This is a genomic window from Parabacteroides sp. PF5-9 (assembly GCF_029893105.1).
GTDB lineage: Bacteria > Bacteroidota > Bacteroidia > Bacteroidales > Tannerellaceae > JARXWG01.
This window is the reverse complement of the sequence record NZ_JARXWG010000007.1, coordinates 70,929-91,570: the sequence shown is the minus strand read 5'-3', so window position 1 is coordinate 91,570 and position 20,642 is coordinate 70,929. Positions and strand designations below refer to the sequence as shown.

The following is a 20,642-nucleotide window of genomic DNA, read 5'->3' as shown; positions in this document are numbered from 1 at the left end:
TTCGAATTACAATAGAATTTAATAATTAGCAAACACTTTTAACTCATCCTTTTTGTGTTCTTCATATCTTATTATCAATCCCCTCTTTATAAGGTTATCAAATAATAACCGATTATATTTTGTGTCAGTAAATGTTGGTTTATTTTGCTTTTTAAACAACTTCTGATAATTCCATCCAAGTTGTTCTGTTAGACTTTGTAGTTGAGAATCCGTTAATTCTTCAACCTGCTTATTCAAGAGTTGAATCTTATTTTCTTTTGAAGAAGAACTATTAAGTAAGCTCTTAATAATATCAAAGTTTAAGGGAACAGAATTGTTGGATAAAGCCAGTATATCGCATGTTAATTTTGCAATATCTTTATTCTCTGTCACGAAACTATCGTCAATTTTCTCAATTATTCCTATTTTATTACTATTTGTGATCGTTTCAGATTTCAATAATGATAAAATATCATCCCCACTCAATCCTAATTCGTCAAATATTGGCAATAATTTACTTTGTTGCTTCTCTACTAGCTTTATGTGTTCTTTAGGGAAGTGTTCTTTCAGTTTGTTGAAATTGTATACCGTAAGAGTTAAAAAGCTGGTATCTACCATCCATTTTATTTTTTCTTCATCTAAATCTTCAAAATTCAAACTATTCCATACATATGGGGTTGATTTAAGAATACTAATATAGTTTTCATATTGTAAATCATTACAGTTTATGATTTTTAGTGAAAAACTTTTTATGGTTTCTTCTGACCGTCCCTTCAACTCGTCTTTAATCGCTTGCTCAGAAAGCAAGTTTGAATTATCTTTTTGATTTAAATAATTTATTAAAACATCATCTAAATCACTTCCCTCTTCTAATGTCTCATAATACAGATATAGATTACTCCATGTTGCAATGATTTTATTTTTATCAATTAACATTTTCTGAATTGAAATATCTTGAATTTCTGAAATGTCTGATATTAGAATTTCCTGCTTTAAAACAATGTTTGTTTTTGCAGAAATGCTTAGGTTGTCATTATTAATTAGTTTAACAATATTTTCTTCAGTTTCTTTTGTATTGTCTTCCAATTTCAATAATATGTTATTTATATAAGTCGAGATATTGTCTTCAATATAATCAATAAGGTCTTTACATCCTGAATTTAAAATGGTTGAGTAGTTTGATTCTATCAATGTGCGTTTGTCAATATCTTTATTGAATAAGAGCAATATCATTGATATGTTTTCATCATTGATTTCATAGAAATTATTCTCGTAAATATAGTCGAACAATGACCTTGTTGTGTCATTAGGAGAATCTAACTGCTTAAATTTAATATCAAGTCTCTTTAATAGATTTTTAGTTTTGGTTTCATAAGATTTGTCAATCAAGGAAATAAAATCAGGCAAAATACTTATAAATTCCGATAATTTATTGTCCTTATTCATAAGCAAAACAATCTCTTCATCTGCAAGCTCTATAATTAATTTTAAGTATTTCTTCAATTTTTTATCATCGTAAGCGAAAGGACTTTCAACTTCATATATATAGTACCACCAATTGTTCCAAGATTTGCATAGTGATTTAATAAATAAGGATAAGTTTTTCCCTCTTTCAATGTATTTCTCGACAAACTCAACGGAATTGTTATTTTCATTACTTAGAATGGAAATAATATCGTTGTACTTAGATTGGTATTGAGTAAAGTTTGTAGATAAGAAATCTAATAAATCAAAGTTGAGAATTATTTCTCGCTTAAAATATTTATCTGGAATTTCTTTTATCAAATTACCAACTTTATCTGACAGTTGATAATCAAATGGGGAGTTTTTGCCGCTTTTTATTTTTCTTTTAAAAGTTTCGTCGGCTCGAGTAATATTTCCTTCATGGAATAGTGATATATAGTCTTCATAATCTTCGTTAAGATACCCATTAATTAAAAGTGTTCTCATCATTTGATTATTAGAAAAAATGCCTAAATATGGTTCAATTTCTATTTCCTGAAAGATTTCTTGCAAACTTTTTAATTCTATTTCTCTCTTCTTATTTTTTAATTTGGTAATTTCTTCTTTCAACTGGGTAATGTGATTATTGTTTTTAGCCAAAATGAGGTTTTCTCTTTGTTCATAAGAGGTTGGTTTTACACCATCTATTATGCTTGAAAATGTTATGCTGCTATTATAAACACCATTCCCATTGCGATAATATATAATGTTCGAGTCCTTATCTTCTAAAAGCTTTACGAAATATTCATCTTCTAAAAACTGAGCAATAGCAATTCTTTGATTTTCTATATAAATCTCTGTTATTCCAGGTATTTTAGTCTGTAGTTTAAATAAAAAAATAGTTCTCAATTCCTGTACAGAAGTAATTTTTTCTTTATCAACATTAATGATTTCAGATTCTATTTGCTTGATTTTTTCTGAATAGAGATTTAATAACCCACTTATATATTTATCTTTATCAGAAATAAATTTGTAGAGAAGACCATCATGCTTTGATAATTTGCCAAAATCATCAGGATACATGTTTTTGTAAACTATCATGGCGAAAAGGTTATCTTGATTTTCTGCGGGTATATTTTCTCTATAGATACAAAATTCATGAAATATATTGATTAATAATCGCATATCAATGTCGTCAATAAAAGATACAATATCTTGAATAAAATCTGAGGTCAAAACATTTTCTAATTGTCTTGTTTTAATGAGTTCGTCCAGCTTAACTCCAGCATTAGAAGCATTGATAAATGGAATTATTGGTATTATATAATCAAAGAATTTTACTCTCTCGTTCTTATCCGTAAATAATTCATCTTTAATTGCATAAATAAAATTTATCTCTCGTTTAATCAGTTTTGAAGTGTTTAGAAGGATATTTAGTTCTCGAAGCTTTGTAAATATGTCTGTTGTATCAAATCTATCTAAATCCTCAATAATAACTACATTGTATGGAGTTCTTTCAAAAAAGTAAATAATTTCTTCAAGGTGTTCATTAAATACGGATTTATCAACATTGTCTCCAAGTTCTAATTCGCCTTTTATACTGAATTTGTTGATTTTTGAATTGCTAAATAGACGGACAAGGTATTTAGTGAAGAATCCGACTCCTGTGAAGAAAATGAAAAAAGAAGTAAATGCAATCCAGTCAAATTTTAATGAAAAATCCCATGTTGAAGGATTGAGTTTATCTAAATAATCAAATCTAAATAATACGAACACGCTTATTAACCATACTATTAATCCGAAGGATATAAGAAATAATTTCCATCGCTTATTATTCACGATTCTTTTAAACCGTGAATCTGGAATTTCTGAAGGTCTGACATGATAAAATATTTGCTGCAATATACTTATCTCCAGTCTTCTTTCTAAACTAGTATTGAAGACTTCCTGTTTTCTTGACTCATCATCTTTTTCTACTGTCTGTTCAAGAGGTGTTTTCTTCCCATTCTCATCAACACCTTGCTCTTTTTCTTCAGGAGACTTTTTCTTACCATTTTCATCATTATCCTTAAATGAAGCTAATGAAATATTTAAGTATTCATATTCATCATGTAAGTGTTTGAATGTCTTTATTATAGTGCTTTTCCCTGAACCATAAGCTCCTGTAATCGCAATATTTGTCAATTCTTTTTCTGCTAATGAACGTTCCAACTCATCTAAATATGGCTGTATGACTTTTATATCCTCTTCTTTTATTAACACTTTTGGAGCTAGAGAAATAACAGAGGAATCCGGCTCTTTGTCTTTGTTTTTTAGCCAGAAAGTTAATCTTGTCAATTTTTTTACAAGGAATAATCTAATCTGTTTCTTTTTTTGAAGTTTCATAAAAGTACTAATTTTCTATTGTTACCATCTTCGAAAGAAGTAAATTGCTCATCTCAGAAAGTTTGTAGTTTTCATTAGAATACAAAATATTCATTTCATTTATAGGGCTCATCACTTTTTCAAACTCTATGAGAGTTTCGTCTAATGGTTTAAGCAATTCAATTTTTTCAAAATCAGATTTACTTAACATCGGCATTGTTGAACCACCCATAGCAATTCCTTTTATTTCCTTTGATATAGATATTAAATAATAATACAAAAAATCAGAATAATATGACTTGTCTACTATTATCGAATTCATTTGTTGATTTGTAATGCAAGCGTCAAAGGCAATAGCAACTTTTCCCATATCTGATCCTATACATGTAACAATCACACTTCCTTTAGGAAGTATCTTGTTTTTTAATTTTATATATCCTATTTCAGATAAATTTCTTTCCGCACCTAATGCGAATTTGTTATAATTTTTAAAATCGCCAGGAGTGATAAAAGGTATATTGTTCCCAAAATCTTCAGGGCATTCGCTCGAAGGGGTTTTCCCTGTAACAACATTGCCAAAGTTGCCAATTTCAACGGTTTTGAAATCGCAGTTTTGGTCCTCGACAAACCATTGCTTATAAATCGTCTGTGCGGTTTCTTCGAGTTTTTGTATCAGTTGGTTGTTTAGGTCAATGCGGCGTTGCACGGCGTTGTACTCGGCGACTATTTCGCGTTGCTTTTCGGGAGAGGGAATGGGGAGTTGCATGTCTAAAAATGTATTCCAATTCAAACCTCCACGCACATCCGCATCGGTATAAAACCAAGTGTTTCTGTCAAATTCTTTGCGAGAAAACCACATCATTAAATATTCGGGTAGTAATTCCTTTTTATCTATAATTTCAAAAACATCATAAGCTGGAGAAACAATAAACCTATCCTCTTTTATTGATAAAGCAACAGGCAATCGTTTATCTCGTCCTACATGCATTCTATTACAAGCAAACTGACCTTTTTCTACAACTTTGTATCGCGACAAATCCGTTCCCACAACATTAGCAACAGATGGCATGTAATATTTATCAATATTAATACCCAACAAGTTGGTTATGCTATCGTCTTCATTCCGCACATCCACTTCCCGAATATAATCACCCAACCGTTTATAGTTCATAGCCTAAACTTTTAAATACGTTGAGCAATTCTTTTTTCGACCCCTCTTCGGCTTGCAACAATTCTTTAAACTCGGCTTGTAGAGTTTTCATCTTTTCGTCGAAGTCGATATTCTCGTCACGATTCTTGAAAGCAATGTACTTGCTCGGCACAAGTGAAAAATCTTTTGCTTCTATTTCTTCGTGTGAGGCAGAATAACAATATTCAGCTTGATTAAAAGCTTCTACAATATTTGTCAATTCAGAGGTTTGCCAATCGTGATAAGTAGTGGTAACTTGCTGAATGTCATTAATAGAAAATTGAGTAAACTTCTTTTCAAAGGGTTCTCCCATCTGGCGCAAATCCATAAACAGGATTTCGCCTTTGCGGTGGCGATAGTTGCGAACCTCTTGTCCAACTTGCACTGTTCGTTTGGTTTTGTTCCTATTCAATATCCAAAGCGTAACACTGATGTTGGTTGTATAAAACATATTTTGCGGCAAAACCAAAATCGCTTCTACCAAATCATTCTCAATCAGTTTTCGGCGAATTTTATACTCTTCGCCACCACCGCTCAATGCACCGTTGGCAAGGATAAAACCAGCCACTCCATTTTCGGAAAGTTTGCTTGCCATATTGAGAATCCAACCGTAATTGGCATTGCTTTTTGGTGGCACATCGTAACCACGCCAACGCGGATCGTCAATCAATTCATCTTCGGCTCGCCAGTCTTTTTGGTTGAATGGCGGATTTGCCATAATATAATCAGCTTTCAGGTCTTTGTGCTGGTCGTCGGAAAAAGTATTGGCGGCTTTCGCCCCCAAATTGGCGGAAATACCCCGAATGGCAAGGTTCATTTTCGCCAGTTTATAGGTAGTGTTGGTGTATTCTTGTCCGTAAATGGAAACCTCGCGTTTGTTGCCGTGGTGGCTTTCTATAAACTTAATGGATTGCACAAACATACCGCCAGAACCACAAGCGGGGTCGTAAATGATACCCTTGTAAGGTTCAATCATTTCGGCAATCAGATTTACAATGCTTTTTGGCGTATAAAATTCTCCTTTCCCTTTACCTTCTGCCAAAGCGAATTTCGAAAGGAAGTATTCATACACACGTCCTACAATATCCTGTTCTTTATCTTTTAGGGTGTTTATCTCACTGATTTCATCAATCAACGAAGCTAGTTTGGATGATTCCAAACCTAAACGAGAGAAATAATTATCGGGTAAAGCCCCTTTCAGGCTTTTGTTGTTTTTCTCTATGGTATGGAGAGCGGTGTCGATAATCAGTGCCAGATCATCTTGCTTGGCTTTTTCTTTGATATAATTCCAACGTGATATTTCTTCGAGAAAAAACACATTACTCATGTTATAGAATTCGGGCATCTCCACGTATTTTTCTTTTCTGTCGGCAATGAGCTTGGCTCGGTGTTCCTCAAACTTATCGCTGACAAATTTCAGGAATATCAACCCCAGTACCACATGTTTGTATTCCGAAGGCTCAACACTTCCACGCAGTTTGTTTGCCGACTCCCACAGACTTACCTCAATAGGTTTTTCTTGTTTTTCTTTTGCGTTTTTAGCCATGTATTTATTTTTCCTTATTACTTACAATCAGTTTTCTAACATCTACATTCAACAACTCCGCAATCCGAAAAAGCGTTTCAAGGCTTGGTTGCTTCCGGTTACAGGCATAAGCATTGACCATCTTAAAACTCTTATCAAGCTCTCCAGCCAACCATACCTGCGTTAATCCTTTCTCTTGCAAAGCCTCCTTAATACGATTCATTTTCATCGGATTACTTATTTGTTTCGTCTCCAAAGATAGGAAATTTCAAGGGATACTTCGATAAAATCTTCGCATTTTAAATAATCCTAAAAGAATCGTTGCTTAAACTCTTCACAAAGCGCAATGATTTTCTGCTGAGTGGTGACTAATTCAAGCGTTATTTTTTCTAATTTATAAAGCAATGCGAGTGCTTTCTGCTCCGAAAAATTACTTTTAAGTTGTTTGACAACTTGATTATAATTGACTCCAACTGCTCGAAATTGCGCATGAAGCTGGGTTAGTTTTGCCACATATTTTAGTGTTCCTTCATCAGTTTTTATCACCCGAAAACTTTCATTAAATACTCGTGCTTTGACAAAAATCGACTTTGCATAAACACCGGATTCTTCGTACATGGATAAGAACTTTGCATATTCTTGATCCGAAAAGCGAACCATTACGCAGTTCTTGGCTGGGTCATTTTTTATAGGACGGCCTCCTTTGCTCCATTTTGAGCGTGAATTTGTTTCTTCTTTCATAAAATCATCAATTGTGTGGAGCCTGCAAGTCTCCACCGATAAATAATTTCCTGTTTCTATATCGTTACCCATGCAATGGGTTTCATTAAAAGCACCGACTTCGGAGGTGCGTTTTCCCCCTTGCGGGCAAGGAGGTTTTGAGTTACGTGAAATGAAATGAGTAACTCAAAACACACCTTGCTGAGAGCCGAAACATAAATGTTTCTTGCTCTCAAATCTGTCCGCTGGCGGACATCATTTAGCCGTTCAATGTAAAAAGGCAATTTCTATTGGTCGGAATCATTGTGTTGAGAAGATTCTGATTCTGCATCATCAACATAATCATCACCCAGGAGTTTTCTCATTTTCTCCCTATTACGCCTTATATCTTCGTCGAAATCTACTTTGAACCGGATTTTTTCTTCTTTGTGAAGACTGTTTAATAGCTCTTTATGGACTTCGATATGGTCGGAGATTATTGAATCCGCCAATGAAGATGTTGTAGTGTAATGTTTCCACTTGAATAAGCTCACAATACGTTTTAAATTGTCATGTGTTTCCGGGCTGATATATACGGCAAATCGTCCTCTTATCCGTTTTTCTTGACAATACGCCTTAATGTAATCCTCTTTTGAAATCTGTTTTTTCTTTCTTCCTGCTTTCATTTCTTATTCTATTTTAGTGTTAGATATTTATGTCGAAATAGAGTTTCTTATTGAAGCTTATATCGACATCATTAATTACCTCTTTGTTGAATTAATAACAGATTCTATTTTCTATGTCAATTCTGACCTGTATTAGGAGTTCCAATCAGAACATAGTATTTACCTCTGTTTTGAATTCAGTTTTGAAGCAAAGAAACAAATAGTAATTGATTACCAGATCGTTGCCGATTTTTATGCAGTGATATGCAGTGTTTTTCATTGATAAGACTTCTTTTTGTCCACATACCGACGCCACAAGCTGCCACCTCTTGAATTTGTGATAGTTAAGCGAAAATGTTATTATATATTTGAGCCGAGAAAAAGAATATAAACTAAAATATAGATAGCATGAAGATTATTAATATCGAAGAATCAGTATTTGAGAAAATGATGGAGCGATTCGGAGCATTTACTCAAAAGGTAGAAGCTATATGTAATCGGAATAGCGACAAAAGCATGAAGAAATGGCTGGACAATCAGGACGTTTGTGTGATTCTGAATATCTCCAAACGCTCGCTACAGAACTATCGGGATAATGGCACGTTACCTTATACCCAAATCGGGCATAAGATGTATTACAAACCTGATGATATAGAACGGATTACTCCGCTTATTATACAAAAACAGAAAGACTTAACCTATAAAAGAAAGGAGCATAAATAATGGATAATGATAATTTGATAACGCATAGCGACGAACGAATCGTATCGTTCTTTAAATCCCTTGAAAATATGCTGGATGGTTTGGAAAATCTGACTAAAAATTATCGTCCAATGCTGAAGGGAGAACGTTATCTGACTGACAGAGAAGTATCAGAACGTTTAAAGTTGAGCCGTCGTGTTTTACAGAATTATCGAGACGAAGGTCTGTTGCCCTATTGTAAGTTGGGCGGAAAAATACTCTATCGGGAGTCGGATATTCAGCATATGTTGGACGAAGGGTATCGAAAAACTTTAGGTTAATGTTTTTTCTTCTTTTCAACCGATATGCATCTTCTATGCGGAGAACTAAATAAGCAAGACTTTCCGATAAAAATACACTAATCCATAGGATTCGGAAGATTTTTATCGGAAACGAAGCTTGGTCTTGTGTTTTAGGTCGGAGCATATCTTTGTATATCGGTTAAAGAGAAGGAAAATTTGGAATTAGACATTCTAACTGTTTATTCTCAGCTCAACCTCTTGCATGTCTTTTAAAATACTTTGATCCAAAACTTTGGCATAATGTTGCGTCATACGGGTATTGGAATGACCGAGCATTTTTGCCACATTGGGCAACGATACATTGTTTGCCAAAAAAATTACCGAAGCCGCCGTATGACGTGCGGTGTGCGTAGTCAGATGCTTCTTAATTTCGCATAAATCAGCAATTTCCTTCAAGTATGAATTCATGCGTTGATTACACATTACCGGAAGCAAAACGCCTTTTTCCAAACAAATCGGATGATTTTCGTACTTCGCTAAAATTTTAACAGGAATGCTTAACAATGGGATGTTACACATATTGTTTGTCTTTTCACGGGTTTTACGAATCCAAGGATTACCATTGTTGTCCATTACAATATGTTCTTTCCTCAGATTATAAACATCAATGAATGCCAATCCGGTGTATGTGCAAAATAAAAAGACATCTCTGACCAACTCCAATCGGTGAATTTTAAATTCTTTTTCGGCAAGCCGGTTGATTTCGTCCATTGTTAGAAACTCTTTATTGACCGGAACTTCGTGGAATTTGATGCCAGCAAACGGATTACGAACTATATATTCATTAGCAATTGCCAAGTGAATCACCTTTTTGAAACACTTCATATAACGAATAACCGTATTCTGTGCACATCTCTTCTCCGTTTTCATAAAGAACTCAAAACTGCGGACAAACTCACTATTAACCTCCCTCAACAACAGGTCATCTTCACCATATTTTTCACGAATAAGCTCTTGCAGATAGCGGGCACAACATTCATACCGCCTGATTGTAATATCCACATAGTCTATTCCGATTAGTTTGCGACATTGTTCGTTATGCTCATTGAAAAAAGCGACTAAGGTTTTGCGGTCTTCTTCATCCATCCCCAAGAATTTATTTCGAAGAATCTTGGCAGTAATCGTTTTACCGTCCTGTTCCATAGTATTGAAGAGTTGTGATAGTTTTATCTGTGCCGATTCAATGTAGTCGTTAAGGTCTCTGGACTTTCTATTGCGACCTCTGGAACATTCTTTGGCTTGATTCCAAAGCGAAGGGTTAATACTTTTTTTCGTACGAATCTCCTCACGTTGTCCATTGACAGTGATTCTCATGCTTACGGGAGCTTCTCCACTCTTAAGTAACTGGTTCTTCTTTAAGAAGAACAAAACTCCAAATGAATTTCTTCTCATTTCCTTTCAATTTTAATGGTTCAAAATTACGGAAATAAGCCCTAAATAAACTTATGCAAAATACAGCATACCAGCGAATTAAAATCGAATTGGTGACTATTTTTAATAGTCTCGAAAAAGTCACCGATTACGCCACCAAGAACGTTATTTTTTGCCCTATTTTGCACTTTCGTGAGAAAAGAAAAATCCCTGAAAGTGATTGACTTTCAGGGATTTTCTCTTTTTTGCTTTTCTTATTCGTGGTGCCACCAGGAATCGAACCGGGGACACAAGGATTTTCAGTCCTTTGCTCTACCAACTGAGCTATGGCACCGTGGTTTTGAATACGGGTGCAAAGATAGGGTGTTTTTTTGAATATGCAACATTTTGAATTAAATTTCCGTATCTTTATTTATATTGTTTGAGGTAGAAGGGATTATTTTTTTACTGTTTACTACTGAATAGGCGAGTTATTTCACCGATCCACAGGACAATAGATGTTGAACCGACAATGATGCCCCAATCTTTCCATGTTAATGGAACAACGTTAAACATTTCTCCTCCGAATGTGACAATCAGGTATTGTCCGATTAAGATGATACATGCAACAAATAAAAAGGTTTTACTCTCATTTAAATTGGCAAAGGCTGACTTTCCTTCTTTGAATGCTTTTGCATTAAACATGTTCCAGAATTGGAGCATAACAAAGAACGTAAAGAACCAGGATAGATTATAGGGGGTTAATCCGTTTTCACGCTGAAAATAATAGAGTAGACCCAGTAGTATGACAACAAAGGCAAATCCTACACCGAATATATCATAACGCATTGGGCGGGATATGATAAAATCTCCATTTTTTCCACTCCGACGAGGTTTGTCTTTCATCACTCTCTCATTGGGAGGGAGGGAGGCTAATGCAGCGGCAGCGAAAGTGTCCATGATGAGGTTTACCCACAACATTTGGGTAATGGTTAGTGGAGACTCTGTGCCCAACAGTGAGCCGAGCAATACTATTAAACAGGCCACAACATTAATAGTGAGTTGGAATACCAAGAATTTTTGGATGTTCCGATAAAGTGAACGTCCCCACATAACAGCGCGTGTTATACTACTAAAGGAGTTATCCAGAATTGTTATATCACTTGCTTCTTTAGCTACTGAGGTACCGTCTCCCATGGATAATCCGACTTGGGCTGCTTTTAATGCCGGTGCATCGTTTGTTCCATCTCCTGTGACAGCAACTACCGCTTCCTTTTTCTGTAATAGTCTGACTAATCGTTGTTTGTCAGTAGGGCGTGCACGACACATGATTTTTAAATCCATAACCCTGTTAAGTGCTTCATTGTCGCTCAACGCCTCAAACTCCGGACCTGTAATGATGTTTTTATCGGAATCATCCTCTGTCCATATCCCGATTTGACGACCGATTTCTTTGGCTGTTCCAGGCGTATCTCCTGTAACGATTTTCACCGCGATACCTGCATTTAGACAACTTCGAACAGCTTCAGGAACATCTTCGCGTACAGGGTCGGAAATTGCGACAATACCGACATACGTGAGATCAGCATGTTGGAGGTGTCCATTTTCGAAGAAGTTATCTTCTTGTTCTTCGTCAATGATTTGATAAGCAAATCCTAATGTACGCATGGCCTGGTTCTGATATGCTAATAGCTGAGTCTCAATACCCGCTTTACATTCGTCAACAGATTTACAGCTATCGTCTATTGCTACCCGTTTACTTTTAGCCAGAACGATTTCAGGAGCACCCTTTACATACAGGATCTTTTTATTAAGCAATTCCGATTGAACAATGGTAGCCATATATTTTCGTTCGGTAGAGAATGTCAACTGATCAATGACTTCGGTATTTTCACGCAGATCCAGGTAATTAATTCCTTTGCTATTGAGCCATAAAAGGAGTGCCGCTTCTGTCGGATTACCCAAAGCCTTAATTTTTTCTTCCGAAAAATCGAGGTAAGCGGTAGAGTTTACAGATATTCCTTCTTTAATTAATAGACTCAGTTCATCATCTCTTAATTGTTGTTGGCTCAGGTTATAGAAATTTGTTTCGTAGACCTGCATTTGGTTTTGAGTCAGTGTTCCGGTTTTATCCGTACAAATAACTGTCGTTGCTCCCATTGTTTCGCAAGCGTGCATTTTTCGGACGAGGTTGTTTGTTTTGAGCATGCGATTCATACTCAAAGCCAAACTTAAGGTCACACTCATTGGGAGGCCTTCCGGAACAGAAACAACAATCAAAGTTACCGCTATCATGAATATATTCAGTATATCACTGATCAGATCTATCAAAGGCATGCCGGGTGAAGCGAGTAGTAATTTCACCAGTAAGGCGATAAAAGTAACCCCGGCTATCGTATATCCTGCTTTACTAATCAGACTGGCCAGACGTTTTAGCTGTATCTGTAGCGGGGTTTCGATGCCGTTATCGATTTGAGCACCTTCGTAAACTCTTCCATAACCGGTAGCATCTCCCACTTGGTCTACCAGGAAGATCCCATGGCCGTCGATGACCGTTGTTCCACGCATAACCCTATTTGATGGATAGGTTGCGTCCAATTTAAAGTCGGCTTCATTGGTCGTCTTACTGATAACCGGTTCGCCCGTCAGTGTCGATTCGTTGATTTGTAGAGAGATCGCTTCCAATAGATGGCCATCTGCCGGCACTTCTTCTCCTGTTTCGAGAATAACAATATCATTGACTACGACTTCTTTTTTCGGTATTTGTTTGATATGTCCTTCCCTGATGACTTTCACCAGGTTGTCGTCGTTGACTGTATTCAAAATATCGAACGCTTTGTTGGCTCTTACCTCAAAAAGAAATCCGACACCACTGGCTAATATAATAGCAAAAAAGATCCCAATAGGCTCCAGAAATGCTTTAAAGCCTTCCTGTTCCGGTCCCCAACAATGCACGGCTGCAATAATCATCGAAAGCAACCAGGCGACTAATAAAATCCGAATGATAGGATCATCGAATTTTTCAAGAAATAATTTCCATAAGGAGGTTCTTGGGGGAGGGGTTAGTATGTTTTCACCATGAAGTCTCCGACTTTCTTCAACTTCCTGTCCAGTCAAACCCTGATACTGGTGTTTTTTTTCCATAAGATGTGTTTATTGGGTATCTGTTTCAACTGGACGGTAGGGGATTGTAAACCAGAATGTCGTACCTTTACCCTCTTCTGAATTTACGCCGATCTCTCCACCCATACTATGCACAATGGTCTGACAAAGTGATAATCCTAATCCGGTTCCAGGCACAAAATTGTTTAGTTTGACAAACCGTCCGAAAATAGTTCCCAGCTGATCTTTCGAAATGCCACTTCCCGTATCAGCCACATAGAAATAAAGAGTATCTTCATTATTAACTTTGTATCCAATACGAATAGACCCTTCTTTGGTAAATTTGGACGCATTACTTAATAGATTGTTCATCACTTGAGTCAAGCGCGTCTTCTCCGCATGTATATAACAGATAGGCAGTTTCTCATCAAACAGAACTTCCACATTCTTTTTCACTCTGTTTTGAGTCGAATCTTTCAGTTCTGTTAATAGTGTATTCAGATTAATATTCGTGTAATTATAATCCATTACTCCCGCTTCGATTTTCGATAAATCCAGGATGTCGTTTATCAGTTGCAGAAGTAGTTGGTTATTACTTTCAATAATATTGATATAATTTTGTTTTTCTTCTTCATCTTCAGCTGTGGAGAGTATGCTGGAGAATCCGACGATCGCGTTGAGTGGTGTACGTATTTCGTGACTCATATTTGCCAAGAAAGCTGATTTTAACCGGTTGGCATCTTCCGCCCTGTCTTTGGCTGTTGTCAATTCCTGTTGCGTTTTGTACAATTCGGTTGTATCCACAAAAAAGAGATCCAAGCAGTCGTTGGCGCTTGAAAAAGAGATGATTACGCTGAAATACTGTCCGGTATTTTCATGATAATAAGTGATATCCGCCTTTTGTTCCTTAGAACTCTTGACGGTTTTATACAGATTGATAAATTTAGGTTGCAGATGAGGACAGACCTCGCTGACTTTTTTATTGACTAAATGTATCGAGGGTTCCAACAGTTCGTCTAGGTTGGGGTTAATTTCAGAGATCAGAAAATCGATAGGTTCTCCTTTTTCGTCCGAAATTAATTGCAACTGCTGATATCCAAGCGGCATATTATTGAATAAGTTCCCATATTTTTCCAATAATTTGATCTCTTTATCCTGCATTTTACGTTTTTGCAAAAACAAAAGCAGACGGGCAAGGAAGAAACTCAACATGATGATAATTGTTAGCCAGATTATCAGCGTTTTATTACGTTCCAGGAAAGTGAGCGGGCGGTTGTACAAATAGGTGTTTGAAGGAATTTGCGACAAGGAAATATGATGCTTTAGCATTGCCAGATAGTTGAATGTCGGCATTGGTGTCGGAACATAAATGATATGATCCTTGATTCGGCCTTCCATCATACAATCTATTGTTTGCAAAGTTATCTCGAAAACTTGTTCAAAGCGTGTATAACTCCCCCCAAGCATACCACTCTCTTTAATCCCCACGTCGTTAAGGGCAATAATCGGCGTATTGACATACAAGCTGAATATCCGGTATGCATTGGTTTGTAAGATCAAATCTTTATCACCAGTCAACTCATTATTAAACCAGGTAAAATAGAGGATACCACTCTCTTGCGGGGTTGAAAGAAATATGTTGATCAATTCATCAGTCGTTAGCTTGTCCGGTGTCATATTCTCCAAAGTCCACTCCGGATAATTCGTTTTCAATTCATCTTCCACTTCTTTTCGCAGAACGGCACTGATATAACGTTCGTCAGTAAGAAACAATACCTTATCGATATTTGGACGCATCTGTTTCATGATCGCCAGCGTACCGGGAACATCAAACTGATTAATAATGGCTGTCAGGTTTTTGTTTGTTTGGCTCATTTTTCCCAGCGAGATACGTTCGGCCTCTGGAATAACTTTGCGTTCGAGGTAATACTGTTGTGGTCCGATGTAGTCTTCGCGTGCGAGCAGCAAGGTCGGAACATCACTCCAGCGTTCGGCAATCTCCTGATGTAAGAAACCATATATATCGGCTTCAAAGAGCAATAGATATTTAGGCGGTTTACTGTATTTCTCAAATAAATTTGTTTTAAAACCCTCCACTTCCTCCATTGTGGTCATTCCAAGGCCATACATATATTCGATATGCACATCCAATTCCGGATATTTTTCTCTCAACTCTTTTGCCACAGGAACGATCATCATTTCTCCCCAGGCACAGGTTGCTGCGTCAGGGTTCAGAATAAGGATATAATCGGATGTGGGACTATTTGTCGTAGCCGATAAATTGAAATGACTGCAAAAGAATACAATCAGGATAATTGTAAGTAGGGATTTACTCTCTCTAAATAGTTTTATACGGTTCACTGTCTGCTTTGTTGTTGAAGTTCAAAATGGTATATATCTGTCAATATCACTAATTATGCAAAGATAGTGTTTGTTTTTTGAATCAAACACGATGAAGGATAATTATTTAAAACTCTCCTTTATCTTCCTCCCATATCATCATAAAGGGTTTGCAATAACGCTTTTCCTTTTTCAATACGTTGCGTGCTTCCTGTTGTGGGTTGTTCTAGTACTGTTTTTTCTCCTTCATTGTCGAAAACGGAGAGACCTGTTTCATCTATAAATCCAAAACCGTTGTTGAATGTATAGAACACATAATGTGGATCTGCCGGATTCTGTAAATCTTTACTGAACGTGAATTCGTTACAAGGAAGGTTTAGCTGATTCAATAAAGTGGCCGACAGGTCGGTTTGTACCCCATATGTATCGATTATTTGAGGCTCTTTTACAGCACCGCCCAACCATATCATAGGAATATGATAGCGTCGCGGATCATATTCCGGCATATGATCAGGATATCTGAATCCATGGTCGGAAACCATTACGACCAACAAATCTTTCCATATGGGCTCTGTCTTTAATCGATCGATAAAACTGCCTATGCAACTATCGGTAAAAGCAACAGAGTTGAGGTAGGGATGTTCCAGGTGATGAAACGGTACTTCAAACGGTTCGTGACTGCTCAGTGTGAGGAAGGTAGTCATCCATGGAGTAGGGGAATTTTGTTTTTCAACCATCGAATCATACAGCCATGAAAAGGTGACATTATCATTTGCTCCCCATTTATTTAACCGGGTAGAGAGGGGGAAATCCCTGTCGGCCGTAATATGACTATATCCCGAACTGAAAAAATAACTCTGCATATTGGTGAAATTTATATCACCACCGTATAACATATTATTGACATACCCATTATCCGCCAATGTACGGGCGATCGACGGCAATGTCTGGCTTTTTGCCGGATATTTCATGATTGAAGTTGTGGGTTGAGCCAGATAACCGTTTAAGACCGAAACGATCCCTCTGTCGGTACGAAAAGAGTTCGCATATAGGTTGGTAAATAAGATACCTTCTTGGCTAAGCCTGTTCAGGTTGGGTGTCACTCCTGCTTCTCCGCCTAACACTTCGATGGCATTTGCCGAAAAGCTTTCCAGTAAGATGATCAGGATATTTGGACGTGTCGTATTTAATAATGTAGAACTTTCATCCGGAGAAGAATTGCCGGAAGCAACTAATTGATTAAAGAGTTCTTCGCGTTTCTCTTCCGGAAAAAAATCAAATTGTGCCGCAAAATCTTGCTGTTTGGAAAGTGAAGCTATCAGACTGAAAGTCGGATTGATAGCCGCATGATTCAAAAACTGATTCTTGCTGAAATAGACCATTCCGACATTGGCCGTAGAGGTGGTAACACCACCACGGATAGGTAGAAATAATAAGCCTCCCAGAAGAATAACAGCCAGACTTCCCAGTAAGCGTTGATGCGCTTTTGTCACTGGAACCAATGGGATGATCAGTCGTTTAAAAAACGAATAGATGGCAAATGCATAAATCGCACAAACAGCTATTTGCAAGAAAAAAGTGCCGACAGGTACACTGGCCATCGCATCTTTAGGCGACTGTAGATAGAAAAGCACTGTTGCGTCCAAGCGAAATCCCCAGAAACCATACAACGCGACATCGACGGCAAAAATAATAGCTACCAGTATGGCCATAACCAGGAAATAACCTTTCATGAATTTCTGTAGCCAAGAGCCGTTGAGCCATATAGAAACAAGTGTCGCTAATAGCGGAATGACAGTAAGGTAACCCGAAATCGTACAATCCAGTTTTAATCCGTTCCAGATCACCAGTATCCATTCTGTCAAAGAAACGTCTGCGGTCTGCGAAAGGTGATAAAGCATGAATACCGGTTTCTGAATGACAAATACCGGTAACCATGCGACGAATACAGCTAATATGAACAGTATTCGTTGTTTCATTTATTGGTAAAATTTTTGTCGGAGATCAGCTACAATCGGATCAGTAATATAATCGTCATAGTCCATCATCTTGTCGATAATACCATTCGGAGTCAGTTCGATAATCCGGTTGGAGACGGTTTGAATAAACTCATGGTCATGACTTGAAAACAGAATGTTTCCTTTAAATGTACGCAACGTATTATTAAATGCCTGAATAGATTCGAGATCCAGGTGATTGGTTGGTGTATCCAGGATCAATACATTGGCATCCGTCAGCATCATCCGTGAGATCATACAACGCATCTTCTCACCTCCCGACAATACACTGACCTTTTTTAATAACTCTTCACCCGAGAAAAGCATACGTCCAAGGAAACCTTTGAGGAAAACTTCGTTGGTGTCCGGAGAAAATTGTGTTAACCATTCGATCAGGTTGTAATCGGAATTGAAATAATCGGAATTATCCACTGGAAGATAAGTGGTTGTAATGGTTTGCCCCCATTGGAAAGTACCAGCGTCGGCCTTTTCCTCGCCATTAATGATTTGAAAAAGCGCAGTCATCGCACGTGGATCGCGGCTGAGGAACACGATTTTATCATCTTTCTCGACATTGAAATTCAAGTCCTGAAATAATACTTTCCCGTCAACGCTTTTGGCGAGTCCTTTCACTTCCAATATCTGGTTGCCCGGTTCGCGATTGGGTGTGAAAAGGATTCCGGGATAGCGGCGTGAAGAGGGTTTAATCTCTTCGATATTCAATTTTTCAATCATTTTTTTGCGGCTGGTGGTCTGTTTGGATTTAGCCACATTCGCACTAAAACGACGGATAAATTCTTCCAACTCCTTCTTCTTCTCTTCTGCTTTTTTGTTTTGCTGTTGTTGTTGGCGCAACGCTAACTGGCTCGATTCGTACCAGAAGCTATAGTTCCCGGCAAACATCTGGAGTTTACCGAAGTCGATATCGACTGTATGTGTGCAGACCGAATCCAAAAAGTGACGGTCATGACTGACAACCAATACTGTATTTTCAAAATTAGACAGATAATTCTCAAGCCACATTACTGTTTCAAGGTCCAGATCATTGGTTGGCTCATCGAGCAACAGGTTATCCGGTTGTCCGAATAGTGCACGTGCTAATAAGATACGTACTTTTTGTTTACCACTCAGATCTTTCATCAGGTTGTAATGCAACTCTTCGCTGATGCCCAAGCCGCTTAACAAGCTGGCAGCATCACTTTCGGCATTCCAACCTTCCATCTCAGCGAATTTTTCTTCCAATTCGGAAACACGGATACCATCCGCATCGCTAAAGTCCGGTTTTTCATACAGCGCGTTTTTTTCGGTCATCACCTCCCACAGTTCGGTATATCCCATTAAAACAGTATCCAGTACGGTATATTCGTCGAATGCAAAGTGATCCTGGCTGAGAACGGATAGTCGTTCTCCAGGCCCCAACGCAACAGTACCCCGGGTAGGATCCATTTGTTGGCTGATTATTTTTAATAAAGTAGATTTGCCGGCACCGTTGGCACCGATTATCCCGTAGCAGTTGCCAGGAGTGAATTTTAAATTGACATCCTGAAACAGGATTCTTTTACCGAATTGTACGTCCAGATTGTTGACTGTGATCATCTTGTATACCTATTAATTACGAAATTAAGCGTACAAAGGTACAAAAATTATATACAGTTTCACTTTTTTGTTCGCGTCTGGGGAGGTAAATGTGTCAAAAGCAGGGAGAAACTGCGCCAAAGATTAGAGTAGGCAACAATATCTTCCCCTTTTGCGGTATTACTCCGTGAATGAATCAAATAAAAAAACGTCACTTCGCTGTCGGTTTATTTGAAATATAATGAACACTTTTTTGTTAGAGGTACCTCTAAATGATTTTAGACGTACCTCTAAACAGATTTAGACGTACCTCTAAATGATTTTAGACGTACCTCTAACAGAAAATAGAGGTAGGTATAACAAAAATATAGTTTGCATACTACAGAAAAGCAGTCATAATCATGTTCTTATCTTTATAGGATGGTGTAAAGAGAATAATATGTGGATTTTCAAAAACCACACGAAGGGACAGACAGCATAGAAACAGAGTCGAATATAACTGTTTGCAGACTCTGTTCTTTCTGGATTGCTATTTTTTGAAAGTTGTTGAAATGCGACATTGATGATTGATAGATAGTGAATTACGAATAATTAAGATTCAGATCCTTGCGTTTTTTTGTATTTCCTTATTTCTTGTCCATAAATAGGCGAGTGGTGGAGGGGTTTAAATCACCCTATTCTGCAATCAGACTAATTTTATGTTTGTTTGGTCTGGATTTGCGCGGGTTACGTTTTCGTATTATTTAGCTATCTTGGCTTTTTTCTTGAATGGGTTTTTTGAAAATTTTGTTTTGTATTTGAAAATATCCTTATAGAGTGTTTTATAATATTAATTTATGTTGAATTATTTTAGATTTTAAAGGTTCTATTTCTAGTAAAAATGTGTGATGTATAGATATATAAATGGATACATATCTGTTTGAGTAGTGTGTTTAAATGTTAAAATGAAATATGACCTGACTGCAACTGATATTGTGGATGTTATACATATGCTTTAAATGTATTGTAAATATGATATTAGATGTTATAGATATTTTAGATTGGATATATATATTATATAAAATATTTATATATATTATCGGATATATATAATATGATAGTTTAGATATAGTAATATGTCGATATATTATATATATGTTTTGTGTAGTATCTATATGGATGTATATATATGAAACATAGATTTTGATGTATAAAATGCATAATCAGAATGTACATATTAAGCATATATAAAAGAAAGATGTTCAAGTATATGATATTAACGGTATATCAAGGAAGCGATATATCGCAGTAAATATATTGTGCTTGATGAAATATGTTAGATAGTTTATAGGATTATGCTGTTTTGTATACATGTAAATAACGGAATGTGTA

Annotated in this window: 13 protein-coding genes and 1 tRNA gene; 2 read left to right on the top strand and 12 right to left on the bottom strand. The window is 36.8% G+C overall.

What is annotated here, in order from left to right:
- Positions 1-18: 18 nt before the first annotated feature.
- From M2135_RS05915 to M2135_RS05890, 6 genes are all read right to left on the bottom strand, one after another.
- Positions 19-3,807, bottom strand: coding sequence for a hypothetical protein (locus M2135_RS05915; protein WP_280747686.1), 3,789 nt, complete (start codon positions 3,805-3,807; stop codon positions 19-21).
- A 7-nt stretch (positions 3,808-3,814) separates the two neighbouring features.
- Positions 3,815-4,957, bottom strand: a complete 1,143-nt coding sequence (locus tag M2135_RS05910; RefSeq protein WP_280747685.1) for a restriction endonuclease subunit S — start codon at positions 4,955-4,957, stop codon at positions 3,815-3,817.
- The gene (locus M2135_RS05905; protein WP_280747684.1) at positions 4,947-6,521 is read right to left on the bottom strand and encodes a class I SAM-dependent DNA methyltransferase; all 1,575 of its coding nucleotides are present in this window, start codon (positions 6,519-6,521) and stop codon (positions 4,947-4,949) included. Before M2135_RS05905 ends, M2135_RS05910 begins: the two co-directional genes overlap by 11 nt.
- A gap of 4 nt (positions 6,522-6,525) precedes the next feature.
- Complete coding sequence (locus M2135_RS05900; RefSeq protein ID WP_280747683.1) at positions 6,526-6,729, bottom strand: helix-turn-helix transcriptional regulator; 204 nt, start codon at positions 6,727-6,729, stop codon at positions 6,526-6,528.
- An 80-nt stretch (positions 6,730-6,809) separates the two neighbouring features.
- The gene (gene mobA / locus M2135_RS05895; protein ID WP_280747682.1) at positions 6,810-7,241 is read right to left on the bottom strand and encodes a conjugal transfer protein MobA; all 432 of its coding nucleotides are present in this window, start codon (positions 7,239-7,241) and stop codon (positions 6,810-6,812) included.
- A gap of 266 nt (positions 7,242-7,507) precedes the next feature.
- The gene (locus M2135_RS05890; protein WP_280747681.1) at positions 7,508-7,885 is read right to left on the bottom strand and encodes a DUF3408 domain-containing protein; all 378 of its coding nucleotides are present in this window, start codon (positions 7,883-7,885) and stop codon (positions 7,508-7,510) included.
- Positions 7,886-8,272: 387 nt separating this feature from the next.
- Here M2135_RS05890 and M2135_RS05885 point away from each other — a divergent pair, with 387 nt between their 5' ends.
- Both M2135_RS05885 and M2135_RS05880 read left to right on the top strand, forming a co-directional pair.
- Positions 8,273-8,587 carry a helix-turn-helix domain-containing protein gene (locus M2135_RS05885; protein WP_163357233.1) on the top strand — a complete coding sequence of 105 codons (315 nt, stop codon included), beginning with the start codon at positions 8,273-8,275 and terminating at the stop codon, positions 8,585-8,587.
- On the top strand, positions 8,587-8,886 hold the full coding sequence (locus tag M2135_RS05880) for a helix-turn-helix domain-containing protein (protein ID WP_280747679.1): 300 nt from the start codon (positions 8,587-8,589) through the stop codon (positions 8,884-8,886). The genes M2135_RS05885 and M2135_RS05880 overlap by 1 nt, the downstream gene beginning before the upstream one ends.
- 192 nt (positions 8,887-9,078) lie before the next feature.
- On the opposite strand, the gene M2135_RS05875 is transcribed toward M2135_RS05880, so the two are convergent.
- The 6 genes from M2135_RS05875 to M2135_RS05850 all read right to left on the bottom strand — a co-directional run bounded on the left by M2135_RS05875 (position 9,079) and on the right by M2135_RS05850 (position 19,292).
- Positions 9,079-10,299, bottom strand: a complete 1,221-nt coding sequence (locus M2135_RS05875; RefSeq protein WP_280747678.1) for a site-specific integrase — start codon at positions 10,297-10,299, stop codon at positions 9,079-9,081.
- Positions 10,300-10,539: 240 nt separating this feature from the next.
- Positions 10,540-10,612, bottom strand: a tRNA-Phe gene (locus M2135_RS05870).
- A gap of 110 nt (positions 10,613-10,722) precedes the next feature.
- A complete protein-coding gene (locus M2135_RS05865) occupies positions 10,723-13,401 on the bottom strand; it encodes a calcium-translocating P-type ATPase, PMCA-type (RefSeq protein WP_280747677.1) in 2,679 nt (892 codons plus the stop codon).
- A gap of 9 nt (positions 13,402-13,410) precedes the next feature.
- Positions 13,411-15,720 carry an ATP-binding protein gene (locus M2135_RS05860; RefSeq protein WP_280747676.1) on the bottom strand — a complete coding sequence of 770 codons (2,310 nt, stop codon included), beginning with the start codon at positions 15,718-15,720 and terminating at the stop codon, positions 13,411-13,413.
- Positions 15,721-15,839: 119 nt separating this feature from the next.
- Positions 15,840-17,678, bottom strand: a complete 1,839-nt coding sequence (locus M2135_RS05855; RefSeq protein ID WP_280747675.1) for an alkaline phosphatase family protein — start codon at positions 17,676-17,678, stop codon at positions 15,840-15,842.
- Positions 17,679-19,292, bottom strand: a complete 1,614-nt coding sequence (locus M2135_RS05850) for an ATP-binding cassette domain-containing protein (protein WP_280747674.1) — start codon at positions 19,290-19,292, stop codon at positions 17,679-17,681.
- Positions 19,293-20,642 lie beyond the last annotated feature (1,350 nt).

What these genes read in the sequence shown, in the direction of transcription:
- M2135_RS05855 (WP_280747675.1), bottom strand. Translation starts at nt 17,678, where the DNA reads ATGAAACAACGAATACTGTTCATATTAGCTGTATTCGTCGCATGGTTA.
- mobA (WP_280747682.1), bottom strand. Translation starts at nt 7,241, where the DNA reads ATGAAAGAAGAAACAAATTCACGCTCAAAATGGAGCAAAGGAGGCCGT.
- M2135_RS05875 (WP_280747678.1), bottom strand. Translation starts at nt 10,299, where the DNA reads ATGAGAAGAAATTCATTTGGAGTTTTGTTCTTCTTAAAGAAGAACCAG.
- M2135_RS05885 (WP_163357233.1), top strand. Translation starts at nt 8,273, where the DNA reads ATGAAGATTATTAATATCGAAGAATCAGTATTTGAGAAAATGATGGAG.
- M2135_RS05890 (WP_280747681.1), bottom strand. Translation starts at nt 7,885, where the DNA reads ATGAAAGCAGGAAGAAAGAAAAAACAGATTTCAAAAGAGGATTACATT.
- M2135_RS05880 (WP_280747679.1), top strand. Translation starts at nt 8,587, where the DNA reads ATGGATAATGATAATTTGATAACGCATAGCGACGAACGAATCGTATCG.
- M2135_RS05900 (WP_280747683.1), bottom strand. Translation starts at nt 6,729, where the DNA reads ATGAAAATGAATCGTATTAAGGAGGCTTTGCAAGAGAAAGGATTAACG.
- M2135_RS05850 (WP_280747674.1), bottom strand. Translation starts at nt 19,292, where the DNA reads ATGATCACAGTCAACAATCTGGACGTACAATTCGGTAAAAGAATCCTG.
- M2135_RS05865 (WP_280747677.1), bottom strand. Translation starts at nt 13,401, where the DNA reads ATGGAAAAAAAACACCAGTATCAGGGTTTGACTGGACAGGAAGTTGAA.
- M2135_RS05905 (WP_280747684.1), bottom strand. Translation starts at nt 6,521, where the DNA reads ATGGCTAAAAACGCAAAAGAAAAACAAGAAAAACCTATTGAGGTAAGT.
- M2135_RS05910 (WP_280747685.1), bottom strand. Translation starts at nt 4,957, where the DNA reads ATGAACTATAAACGGTTGGGTGATTATATTCGGGAAGTGGATGTGCGG.
- M2135_RS05915 (WP_280747686.1), bottom strand. Translation starts at nt 3,807, where the DNA reads ATGAAACTTCAAAAAAAGAAACAGATTAGATTATTCCTTGTAAAAAAA.